Source organism: Campylobacter concisus (genome assembly GCF_002913865.1).
In the GTDB taxonomy this organism is placed as follows: Bacteria; Campylobacterota; Campylobacteria; order Campylobacterales; family Campylobacteraceae; genus Campylobacter_A; species Campylobacter_A concisus_AM.
On the sequence record NZ_POYX01000068.1, the window covers coordinates 1 to 10,148 of the forward strand.

The window sequence follows — 10,148 nt, forward strand, 5'->3', positions numbered from 1 at the left end:
AAATCAAATAAATTAGGCAAGAAATTTTGCCGCCACAGATATGACTGCGGTCTGTGATCTTAAGATATTTTTTGTATTTAGACCGTAGCTATTTTTAAATTTAGCCATCTCATCCTCGCTAAATCCGCCCTCTGGGCCGATTATTAATATCTCATCATCTCTTTTTTCATTTAAATTTTTACCACCAAAATTTATGGCTGAGACATTTTTATAAACGCTCATTAGTTCGTCTAAATTTTTATAAATTTCAAACTCCATTAGCGACGTTCGTCCGCACTGCTCGCATGAAAGTGCGTTTATGTAGTTTAGCTTTTCAAGGTCGATCTTGAAATTTGCTTGAGAAAATTTAGTATAGACAAAGGCGATCTTGCCAACGCCAAGCTCATTTAAAAATGGCAGTGCCTTTTCGATCGTCTTTGGATCAACGACCGCCCAAGCGATGGTAAAGTCAAATTTATGCTCGCTGTTTAGGCTGGCAAAGATAAGGCTTAAATTTGCACTTCTGCGCTCTATCTCATCGATCTCGTAGAGGTACTCTTTTCCGTCACGCAGGTTTCTAACACTTATGCGCTCTCCTGCTTCAACCCTTCTAGCTTTTAGGTGTAAAAAGGCCTCATTTACTATTTTCAGGCGCTCTTCGCCAGCGTTTTTATCATATAAAAATTTCATCTAAATCCCTGCTATGATGATCAAAATAATGTCGCAAATGCCTTTAACAAGGGCAAATTTTTTAAATTTCTCTAGCTCGCCAGCAATGGCATATCTCTTTAGTCTTTTATATCCAACGGCGCTAAGTGCGATCAGGGCTATCAAGATAAGAAGCATTTTTATGGCGTTAAATTTTAGCTCATAGCTATAATATGCCCACAAAATAAGCCCAGTTAGCACCAAAAAGCTAAGTAGCATATGATAAATAGGCAAAAAATACCTTATGCGAAGCACGTAGTTTTTGCTTCTCACTCCAAGCTGAGTAAGCGCTAGATAAAGCACCGCCAAGGCAAGAAGCACATAAAAAAATGTCACGTGAAATGGCAAAGTGTAGGCAAAAAGCGAGGCTAAATGTTCGTTCATTTCTTCTCTTTAGGAGGCTCGTTTTCCTCGACTACTGGCTCAGGTGGGAGCTGCTCGTCGATAGTTACGTTCGCATCAGGCTGAGCTATCGTAACATCACTGGGGACTGGCTCACTAACGTCACTTTTGGCCTCTTCTTTATCTCCACATCCCAAAAATACGCCAGCTATAAGCAAAAAAGAGGTTATAAATTTTTTCATTAAACGTCCTTTGGATTTTCTATTTTTATCTTATTTATCATCTTTTCAAGCAAATTTTTATCTTCCCACTCGTCTATAATGGCCTCAGAAAATTTGATATCACTAAGCCTTATCTCGCCCATTTGTGGGTTTGTCGCGTCCTCTTTGAAGCACTGCGCATAGCCAGTATCAGTCTCATGCACGATGACGCTATGAAGCTTCACTTCGCGCTCGCCGTTGTTCATCACGCTAAGCTCAAGTATCCGCTCGATCATTACAAAAAATATACGGCAAAACTGCTCTGCGCTGGGATTTAGCGGGATCTCGATCCACCTTGCAGAGTGCTTTTTAAGGTCGTTTTTGTATTCGTCACTATCGCCTGAATATATGGTCGTAGCGTGATCAAAGCTATCGATGATCGTCTTTATGTTTTGCTTCATCAGCCCAAAGTCATAGACCATGCCAGCGTTATCAAGAAAATTTGAGCTAAGTAAAATTTCAGCCACGTAGCTGTGGCCGTGGATGCTCGTCCTGCAGCGCTTCGAGCTACAAAACCTCACGATATGCGCATTTTCAAATCTAAAAAGTTTTCTAATAATCATCAAACACCCTCTTTGTCGCCCCAAAGCCTGATGTGGATACGCTCTGAGTAGTTAAATCCATGCTTTATGGCAAATTTCGCTGTTTTTAGAGCATTTTTGCCCAGCTCGTCTTTATTTGCGCCCATCGCCATGCACCAGACGGGTAAATTTGCTCTATTTTTTATATCTAAAATTTCCTCCAGCTCGCTTTTGTCAAAGCGCGAGAGGACAAATTTTAAAAAGCTGCTTTTTGCGTTATTTTTGATAGCTAAAATAGCATCTAAATTTATGCGTTTTTGCTCGCTAACTCCGCTGTTTGCTAGCTTTACGCCAAGTGCAAAATGGCAATTTTTATAAATTTCAAACTTATCAAAATCAACCAAGATCGTGCCATTTGTCTCAAAATGCACCTCGTAATTTATAAGCAAATTTCTTACCAAATTTATGAAATTTTCATTTTGATGCCAGATGAGTGGCTCCCCGCCTGTTAAAACGATGATCGGCTTTTGCTCTAAGCCTTTACAAAGCCCATCAACTATGCTTAAAATTTGATCTGCATTATATCTTTTGTGGTGAAAATGTCCCTTAAAAACGGCTCTTATGCTATCACAGCCCAAAAGCTCTTCGCCTGTTTTTAAAGACAAGGTCTTTACGCCAAAGCCAGAGCAGTTTAGGTTGCAGCCCAAAAAGCGTAAAAATATGGCGAGCCTGCCCTGATAAGCGCCCTCGCCTTGGATGCTTAAAAATGCCTCAACTAATTCTAGCTCTTTGCTCATCAACCACCAGTTTGGTAAAAGGCCCTTGAAGAGGTTTCGTTTTCAGCTCCTAGCGCCCATTTGTTCTCTTTTGGCTTGTTGGCAAGCACTTGTCTTAAGATCTCGCTTGCTGCGACGATGTCGCCATTTGCAACTGCTTTTTTGATACTTAGTGCGTCTTCAAAATAAAGGCAAGGTATCAAAAGCCCCTCAGCGCTTAGTCTGATGCGGTTGCAACTCTCGCAAAAGTCGTGTTTGTGAGGGTCGATGATGCCAAATTTATAGCCGTCATCAAGCCTATAAATAGACGCAGGTGCGTTTGGCAGTTTTTCATCTTTTGTGATGTTATATTTTTGCGAGATGATACTCAAAATTTCATCGCTTTTTAGCCCTTTTAGATCCTCTTTGGCGTGCGAATTTTCCATATATTCGATAAACCTGATCTGAGAGTTTCTAAATTTGGCAAACTCAAGCAAATTTACTAGCTCATCGTCGTTAAAGCCTTTTAGCGCGACGGTGTTTATCTTGACCTTTAGCCCAGCATCAAGTGCCGCCTCAAAGCCAGCCAAAACCTCATGCAAAACGCTCTTTTGAGCGATAAATTTAGCCTTCTGCTCATTTAGCGTATCAAGCGACATATTTATGCGCTTTAGCCCAGCGTCTTTTAGCCTTTTGGCAAAGTGTGGCAGCATGAAGCCATTTGTTGTAAGCGCTAGATCGATGTCTGGCTTATAATCGCTTATCATCTTTATAAAGACGTCAAGGTCCTTGCGCACGAGTGGCTCACCGCCTGTGATCCTGATCTTTTTCACACCCTCGTCGATAGCTACTTTTACAAATAAAAATAGCTCTTCAAATGTTAGTAAATTCTCTTTTGGCGTCCAACTAAATGGTGTCGTAGGCATGCAATATCTACATCTAAAATTGCAGCGCTGCGTCCCGGAACTTCTTAAATAATCAACAACCTGACCATATTTATCTTTGAGCATAAAGCACCTTTTTTTAAGCTTGGTTAGAGCTTTTTTTAATTTTCAATTATAGGTTAAAAGATTTAAATCTAAATAAAAATTTAAGCTAATTTTTGCAGTTTAAGAGTAGTTTTGTCTTTTAAAATTAGCCTATAAATTTAGGCTAATTTATGAAATTTAAGCACAAACTCAACTCGCCCCATACCCACGTGAAGGTCTTTAGCGATCATGGCTGCGCTCTTTCCGTCCTTAAACATCTTTAGAATTTGCTCTTCTTCGTTGATAACGCTTGGGGTGATTTTATTGATATCTCTTGTTCGCTCTTCAAGGTTAAACATCCTATCTTTTTGCTCGTTTGCAAAGTCATCGATCACTCGCTCTATGCTCTTTATAGCGCGGATTATCGGCACGATTTTTTCATTTATCTGCTCGTTTATCTGCTCTTTTAGCTCATCTTTTACATCTTTTAGCTGCTCGTCATCATCAGGCTTAAAGCTTGCTAGTGCGACTAGCTGCTTTTTGAGATTGTAGTTTTCTTGCATGGCGCTCTCTATGGCACGCTCATACCTTGCAAATTTCTTATTTGTCTCGCTATCTTTTATAAATATCAAAGCTATTATTATCGCTAAAACGATACCAAAACCTAAAAAAATGTAAATTTCCATATTTTTCCTTTACGAATTCGCTCTAAGCTCTCTTATCATCACACGCTCTCTAGCCGTCACGTAAGCGTTCCAGTCGGCCTCATCTTCTTCGTGCATGTTCTCTATCTTTGCTAACCTCTCATCCTCCGCCCTTAGATAAAGGCTCAAATTTCTCTTTGGAAAGATAGGCATCACGATCCTTGCGTAGTAAATTTCATCTTTTTTAAATTTATCTTCGCTTATTTTTATATGCGTAAAGCCGATCTCATCGATATCTGCGCTCTCTTTTAGTGGCAAGTATTGTTTGTGCTCGTTTTTTATATAATCACTAAGCGCATCGATCTTTCTATGAAGTTCGATGACAAGCGTTAGCAAGACTTGGTCGCTCTCTTTGGTCTCGCCGCGTGATTTTGCACGTTTTAGCCACGCTCCAAGCGCATCTTCGTCGCCTGGCAAGATAGAGTTAAATTCTCTTAAAAATTTCTCATCTCCCGAGCTGTCGCACTCATAAACCATGCTAAGAGGTGCTTTAAAAAGCCTTACTTCGCTCATAATACACTGATCCAAACAAAGATGAAAAATAAAATTCCCAAGTAGCCATTTAGTGTGAAAAATGCCCGATCTATCTTGCTAAAGTCGCGCCTTACGATCCTATGCTCGAAAAATAATATCACGCCACTTACCACAATGCCAAAAAACGCCATCGCTCCAAGCCCAGCCGCCCAAGCAAAAAGTAGCCAGAGTATAAAAGCTAAGGCGTGAAAAATGGCTGATAAAAATAGTGTCGCCTTGTCACCATAAATGGCTGGTATGCTAAAGAGTTTGTTTTCTTGGTCAAATTTCATATCTTGAAGCGAGTAAAGCAGGTCAAATCCAGCCACCCAAAATGTCACACCAAGGCAAAGTAGCACGCTCCAAAGCGGTATGGCAGCGCTCACCGCGACCACGCCAGCGATAGGAGCAAGTCCAAGACTAAGGCCTAGCACCAAGTGCGCTAGCTCGCTAAATCGCTTAAATAGCGAATATCCGCCAAGAATGGCTAGGATAGGAAAGCTCAGCCAAAATGCGAGCGAATTTACAAAATAAGCGCAGATGATAAAGATAAACGCGTTTGCTGCGATGAAAAGCTGCATATTGCCCTTGCCGATGCGCCCATCTACGCTTGGACGGCTTGCGGTGCGTGGGTTTAGCTTGTCGATGTCCTCGTCTTGGTATCTATTAAACGCCATGGCGAAATTTCTAGCACTAACCGCACAAAGAGTGCCTAAAATAAGTAGTTTAAAGCCAAACCAAGCCGAGCCATTTTCTATCTTGCTCGCAACTATCATCGCCACAAAGATAAATGGCAGGGCAAAAACCGAATGCTTAAAAACGATGAGTTCTGCGATATCTTTTAGCTTTTTGATCATATAAATTTCCATCTTTTTAAAAAGTGTCTGATTTTACACCATTTTGCTTTAAATCTAAATTTATATTATCATTGCGAGAGTAATTTAAAATGAAGGGTTATGATGAGTAAAATAGCGATTATAGGAGATAGTTTTAGTGCGTTATTTACGGCACTTGAGCTAGCTAAAAAGGGTGAGGAAATTTTAGTTATTAGTAGCCAAAAAGATGAGTTTGAGAGCGGAATTTTAACCCCATTTAACATCCCAGCGCTCGCAAGAGATGGAGCGATATCTAGCTCGTTTTTGGGACTAGTTAGTAAAAAAAGCGAGCTTGATATAGCGCTTTGCCTAAATGAAAATTTTAGAGCTTGGATGGCGAATTTTACGCTTAAATCAACAAAGGCTCACGATAAAAAGATGAGAATTTTGTTTAAGAAATTTGGACAAAAGAGCTTTGAAATTTTAAAAGAGCTAAACGAAAAATATCCGCAGATAAATTTTGATGAGAGTGGCGTTTATCTCATCTTTAGCGAGGATGAGAGCTTTAAAAAGAGGCTTGATGAGACAAGGGTCGCTGATAGCGAGCAAGAAATTTTAAGCGTGGATAGTGAGCTAGCAAATTTTGGCCTGATAAATAAAAATATAAAAGGGGCGCTAAATTTAGCTAAAAACGCGAGCATCGATGTTAAAGAGCTACGAAACGCACTTGTTAGCGAGCTAAATGAGCTTGGAGTGCAGTTTATAAATGATGAAATTTATGAGCTAAAAACGCAGGGGCAAGCCGTGCAAAAGGCTGTTGGCGCAGCTGGCGAGTACGAGGCCGATAGCTTTGTCGTGGCGAGCAAGAATTTGGAGCTTTCAAGTAAGCTTGGGACAAATTTAAGCGCCATTTTGGCTAAATTTTACACCATAGACCTTGTGTTAAACGAAGATCAGATACCTAAAAAACCGATCATTTTAAAAGATATGTTTGCAAAAATTTATCCAACCAAAAATGGCGTCACGATCATCACAAATTTACAAGTGGGCGCTATCGATACGCTCGTAAAAACAGAAAAGATCAACGCATTTTTAAACGAGCTAAAGACGCACCTTGGCATAAGCGAGCTAAAAGAGCCTAGTTTTAGGGCAAATTTCGTGCTTCTTAGCTCAAACGACAAGCCAGCTCTTGGACGTGATGAGACATATCAAAATTTACTCTATAATCAAGCGTATGGGCTAAATGAACTAAGCTTTGCACCGTATTTTGCAGGCGTTTTGGCTGATCTTATAAAAGAGGGCAAAAGCAACGAAGATAGCGATGAAATTTTACTTTTTAGCTCACTTTACGAGGGCTAAATTTGTTTAAAGAACTAGCACTAATTGGCACCACGGCAAGCGGCAAGAGTGATCTAGCCTTTGAGCTAGCAAAGGAATTTGGTGGAGTTATCTTAAGCCTTGACTCACTCGCACTTTATAAAGAGATAGACATAGCCAGTGCAAAGCCAAAGCCTTGGCAGCTAGAGGCCGTGAGGCACTTTGGGGTGGATGAAATTTATCCTGATGAGGATTTTAGCGTTGGGGCATTTTTTGAAATTTACAAAAATGCAAAAGAATTTGCGCGCTCGCAAGGCTGCCCACTCATCATCACAGGTGGAAGCGGCTTTTATCTAAAGGCGATGCTTAGCGGCCTTGCACCAGATGTGCCAAAATGCGAGATAAATTTAAGCAACGAGGAAATTTACAAGCTAGCTTTACAAAACGACCCTGAGTTTGCAGGTAAATTTAGCCAAAACGACTCTTATCGTCTCGAAAAATGGTATCAAATTTATAAATTTAGCGGCCAAATTCCAAGCGTTTGGCTAAAGCAAAATACCAAAGAGAGCGTCATAAAAGAGCTTGCGATATTTGAAATTTTATGGGATAAAGAGGAGCTTAGAGCTCGCATAGCAAAGCGAACGAAAAATATGTTAGATGAGGGCTTGATAGATGAGGCGAAGTTTTTATTTGAGAAGTATAAAAGCGAGCCAAAACCCCTAAAATCAATAGGTCTAAAAGAGTGCAAGCAGTTTTTGGAGGGTGAAATTTCAAAAAGTGAGCTAGAAACGCTTATCGCCACGCATACAGCCCAACTTGCTAAGCGTCAGCGAACCTTTAATCGATCGCAGTTTGAGAAGAAATTTGTGGGCGATTTGGCGCAGACTAGAAGCGAAATTTTGAAATTTTTAAAAGTATAAATTTGAGTTAAATTTAAATTGTCTAGGTGGTAAATTTAATTTAACAGGAGGGAAGCGAACAGCTCCAAAAGAAGCCGTTCGATAAATTTATATAGGCATGACCCTGATTTTTGGGCTTAGGCTCTCTTGTAAGACATTTTCTATCGCATAAAGCGTGCCAGCCGAACCGCTTGAACAGCCTGAGCAAGCGCCAAGATAGCGGATATAAACGTCGATATTTTCGCCGTTGTCGTTTCTGATGTCTATGATCTCTAAATTTCCGCCATCCATCATAAGCATCGGGCGGATCTCTTTATCGATGATCGATTCAATCGCTTTTAGCTGGCCAACCATCGTCATGCTCTCAAAGCTAACGTCGCTAAGCGTGTTGTTTGCTTGAGCATTTGCCTGAGCTTCAAGCCTCTCTTGCTCCATCTCAGCCCTAGTATCGCGTAAGATATCAACCAAATAGTAGTCTTTTTTCTCGTGTCCGCCAGGTCTAACGCATGATTTACAAAATGCGCCTGCTTTGGTGTATTGCGTGATCTCCTCAACCGTATGAAGGTCGTTTAGTCTTATCACCTCTTTGATCGTGCCAAGGCTCACTCTAGCGCACTCGCAAACGATGATCTCATCTTCAAAGTGCTCTGGGTCTATGCCCTTGTAGCTTGCAGCAGCTGCCTTGATAACGTCATACGCCATAACCGAGCAGTGCATCTTTTGAGGTGGCACAGCTGGAGTATCTGGGTTGTCGCGCATAGCTCTTTCTACATCAAGGTTTGTTATCTTTACCGCCTCATCGACCGTTTTGCCGATGCAAAGCTCAGCCATCGTATCAGAGCTAGCTATAGCCGTACCACAGCCAAAGCTTTTAAATTTAGCGTCTATTATCTTGTCAGTTTTCTCATCAACTAGCCAGTAAAGCCTCACCGCGTCGCCGCAGCTCTCTGCGCCAAAGTCAGCGATGATAAGTTTTGCGTTTGCTTTTTTGGCGTCCTCTTCGGTTAGCTCGCCCATAAATTTAGGATTATTCATCCTATCTTGCACTACCTTTGAGTATTCATCCCAGATAGAGCCGCCGATTAAGTTATTTTTTGCCATGTTTTTCCTTTAAATTTTATAATCCACTCTTATGCCACTCTGGGGCGTACGCGAAGGTGCTTGATATGCTTCTTAGCCTATTTACCGCTTTTGTTATATGTTCGATCGCGTATTCGATCTCCTCTTCGGTGTTAAACCTAGAAAGTGAGAGTCTAAGTGCGGTGTGGGCTAGCTCTTTGTCAGCGCCGATAGCTTCCATGATAGGGTTGCTCTCTAGCGTCTCGCTTGCACAGGCAGAGCCGGTAGATGCTGCTATGCCAGCTCTATTTAGATCCCAAAGCATAGCCTCGCCCTCGACGCCTTTGATAGATGCTAGGATGGTGTTTGGCACGCGTTGCTCTTTTTTGCCAACGACGCTAACATCAGGAATTTGCAGTAGTGCGTCTTCAAGTTTGTCACGCAAACGACGAACGTGTGAGTGCTCGTAATCCATAAATTTATTTGCCAGCTCAAGTGCCTTGCCCATGCCAACGATGCCTGGTACGTCAAGCGTGCCGCTTCTGCGTCCGCCCATGTGCTCGCCGCCGTGAAGCAAGCTGCTTAGTGGCATGCTATTTTTTATAAATAACGCTCCAACGCCCTTTGGTCCGTGAAATTTATGTGCTGAAAAGCTTAGGAAATCAACGTCTAGGTCTTGAACATCTATCTTTATCTTGCCAACTGCTTGCACAGCGTCAGTGTGAAATAATGCGCCGTATTCGTGAGCGACTTTGGCAAGCTCTTTTATAGGAAAGATCATGCCAGTTTCGTTGTTTGCGCTCATTATGGCAACTAGTGCGACATTTTCGTCCATGACAGCCCTTAGCTGCTCTGGAGTAACGATACCATCGCTATTTACGTCTAAAACTGTAAGCTCCACGCCATATTTTTCTAGAAATTTACAAGTTGCTAAAATGGCTGGGTGCTCGACTGCGGTTGTTACGATGCGTTTTTTCTCGCCAGTTGCGATCTTGTCGAAGTAGATGCCTTTTACAACCCAGTTGTTGCTCTCGGTCGCACATGAGGTAACGACGATGTCATCGCTATCTTTTGCGTTTATGCCAGCGTAGAGCTGATCGAGCGCTGTTCTTAGCGCTGGGTGGGTTTCTGAGCCAAATTTGTGAAGTGAGTTTGGATTGCCGTATTTTTCGCAAAAAAACGGCTTCATAAGTTCAAAAGCCTCTGGATCAACCATCGTTGTGGCGTTATTGTCTAAATATACTCTCAAATTTAAAACCTTAATTCGGATAAAAAATATCCCTTTTATTTTTGATGGGATATTATAAC

General features: G+C 41.5%; 13 protein-coding genes. 2 read left to right on the forward strand and 11 right to left on the reverse strand.

Going from position 1 to position 10,148, the window contains the following annotated elements; all coding sequences use genetic code 11:
- Positions 1-12: 12 nt before the first annotated feature.
- The 9 genes from CYP77_RS04420 to mqnP form a co-directional block, all read right to left on the reverse strand.
- Entirely contained in the window at positions 13-669 is a 657-nt protein-coding gene (locus CYP77_RS04420) for a 16S rRNA (uracil(1498)-N(3))-methyltransferase (RefSeq protein ID WP_103567915.1), read from the reverse strand.
- Positions 670-1,071, reverse strand: a complete 402-nt coding sequence (locus CYP77_RS04425) for a hypothetical protein (RefSeq protein ID WP_103567916.1) — start codon at positions 1,069-1,071, stop codon at positions 670-672.
- Positions 1,068-1,271 (reverse strand): hypothetical protein, encoded by a 204-nt coding sequence (locus CYP77_RS04430; protein ID WP_009295012.1) that lies wholly within the window; start codon positions 1,269-1,271, stop codon positions 1,068-1,070. Before CYP77_RS04430 ends, CYP77_RS04425 begins: the two co-directional genes overlap by 4 nt.
- On the reverse strand, positions 1,271-1,852 hold the full coding sequence (locus CYP77_RS04435) for a 6-pyruvoyl trahydropterin synthase family protein (protein ID WP_103567931.1): 582 nt from the start codon (positions 1,850-1,852) through the stop codon (positions 1,271-1,273). Before CYP77_RS04435 ends, CYP77_RS04430 begins: the two co-directional genes overlap by 1 nt.
- Complete coding sequence (locus CYP77_RS04440; protein WP_103599699.1) at positions 1,852-2,607, reverse strand: 7-carboxy-7-deazaguanine synthase QueE; 756 nt, start codon at positions 2,605-2,607, stop codon at positions 1,852-1,854. The genes CYP77_RS04435 and CYP77_RS04440 overlap by 1 nt, the downstream gene beginning before the upstream one ends.
- Positions 2,607-3,575 (reverse strand): GTP 3',8-cyclase MoaA, encoded by a 969-nt coding sequence (gene moaA, locus CYP77_RS04445; protein WP_103599700.1) that lies wholly within the window; start codon positions 3,573-3,575, stop codon positions 2,607-2,609. The genes CYP77_RS04440 and moaA overlap by 1 nt, the downstream gene beginning before the upstream one ends.
- 137 nt (positions 3,576-3,712) lie before the next feature.
- On the reverse strand, positions 3,713-4,219 hold the full coding sequence (locus CYP77_RS04450; RefSeq protein ID WP_103567919.1) for a DUF6115 domain-containing protein: 507 nt from the start codon (positions 4,217-4,219) through the stop codon (positions 3,713-3,715).
- Positions 4,220-4,228: 9 nt separating this feature from the next.
- Positions 4,229-4,750, reverse strand: a complete 522-nt coding sequence (locus CYP77_RS04455) for a hypothetical protein (RefSeq protein ID WP_103567920.1) — start codon at positions 4,748-4,750, stop codon at positions 4,229-4,231.
- A complete protein-coding gene (mqnP, locus tag CYP77_RS04460) occupies positions 4,747-5,607 on the reverse strand; it encodes a menaquinone biosynthesis prenyltransferase MqnP (protein WP_410002980.1) in 861 nt (286 codons plus the stop codon). Before mqnP ends, CYP77_RS04455 begins: the two co-directional genes overlap by 4 nt.
- Before the next feature lie 102 nt (positions 5,608-5,709).
- Here mqnP and CYP77_RS04465 point away from each other — a divergent pair, with 102 nt between their 5' ends.
- Together CYP77_RS04465 and miaA are read left to right on the forward strand one after the other, a co-directional pair.
- A complete protein-coding gene (locus tag CYP77_RS04465) occupies positions 5,710-6,924 on the forward strand; it encodes an FAD-dependent oxidoreductase (RefSeq protein ID WP_103567922.1) in 1,215 nt (404 codons plus the stop codon).
- Between the two features lie 2 nt (positions 6,925-6,926).
- Positions 6,927-7,802, forward strand: coding sequence for a tRNA (adenosine(37)-N6)-dimethylallyltransferase MiaA (gene miaA, locus CYP77_RS04470; protein WP_103567923.1), 876 nt, complete (start codon positions 6,927-6,929; stop codon positions 7,800-7,802).
- An 87-nt stretch (positions 7,803-7,889) separates the two neighbouring features.
- Here the strand turns inward: miaA and CYP77_RS04475 are convergent, their stop codons facing one another.
- Positions 7,890-8,882 carry an iron-sulfur cluster assembly scaffold protein gene (locus CYP77_RS04475; protein ID WP_103567924.1) on the reverse strand — a complete coding sequence of 331 codons (993 nt, stop codon included), beginning with the start codon at positions 8,880-8,882 and terminating at the stop codon, positions 7,890-7,892.
- Positions 8,883-8,898: 16 nt separating this feature from the next.
- On the reverse strand, positions 8,899-10,089 hold the full coding sequence (locus CYP77_RS04480; RefSeq protein WP_103567925.1) for a NifS family cysteine desulfurase: 1,191 nt from the start codon (positions 10,087-10,089) through the stop codon (positions 8,899-8,901).
- Between the last annotated feature and the right edge of the window lie 59 nt (positions 10,090-10,148).

Excerpts from the sequence above, each read along its gene's own strand:
- CYP77_RS04420 (WP_103567915.1), bottom strand. The coding sequence starts at position 669 with ATGAAATTTTTATATGATAAAAACGCTGGCGAAGAGCGCCTGAAAATA.
- CYP77_RS04465 (WP_103567922.1), top strand. The coding sequence starts at position 5,710 with ATGAGTAAAATAGCGATTATAGGAGATAGTTTTAGTGCGTTATTTACG.
- mqnP (WP_410002980.1), bottom strand. The coding sequence starts at position 5,607 with ATGATCAAAAAGCTAAAAGATATCGCAGAACTCATCGTTTTTAAGCAT.
- moaA (WP_103599700.1), bottom strand. The coding sequence starts at position 3,575 with ATGCTCAAAGATAAATATGGTCAGGTTGTTGATTATTTAAGAAGTTCC.
- CYP77_RS04450 (WP_103567919.1), bottom strand. The coding sequence starts at position 4,219 with ATGGAAATTTACATTTTTTTAGGTTTTGGTATCGTTTTAGCGATAATA.
- CYP77_RS04425 (WP_103567916.1), bottom strand. The coding sequence starts at position 1,071 with ATGAACGAACATTTAGCCTCGCTTTTTGCCTACACTTTGCCATTTCAC.
- CYP77_RS04440 (WP_103599699.1), bottom strand. The coding sequence starts at position 2,607 with ATGAGCAAAGAGCTAGAATTAGTTGAGGCATTTTTAAGCATCCAAGGC.
- CYP77_RS04455 (WP_103567920.1), bottom strand. The coding sequence starts at position 4,750 with ATGAGCGAAGTAAGGCTTTTTAAAGCACCTCTTAGCATGGTTTATGAG.
- CYP77_RS04430 (WP_009295012.1), bottom strand. The coding sequence starts at position 1,271 with ATGAAAAAATTTATAACCTCTTTTTTGCTTATAGCTGGCGTATTTTTG.
- CYP77_RS04475 (WP_103567924.1), bottom strand. The coding sequence starts at position 8,882 with ATGGCAAAAAATAACTTAATCGGCGGCTCTATCTGGGATGAATACTCA.
- CYP77_RS04435 (WP_103567931.1), bottom strand. The coding sequence starts at position 1,852 with ATGATTATTAGAAAACTTTTTAGATTTGAAAATGCGCATATCGTGAGG.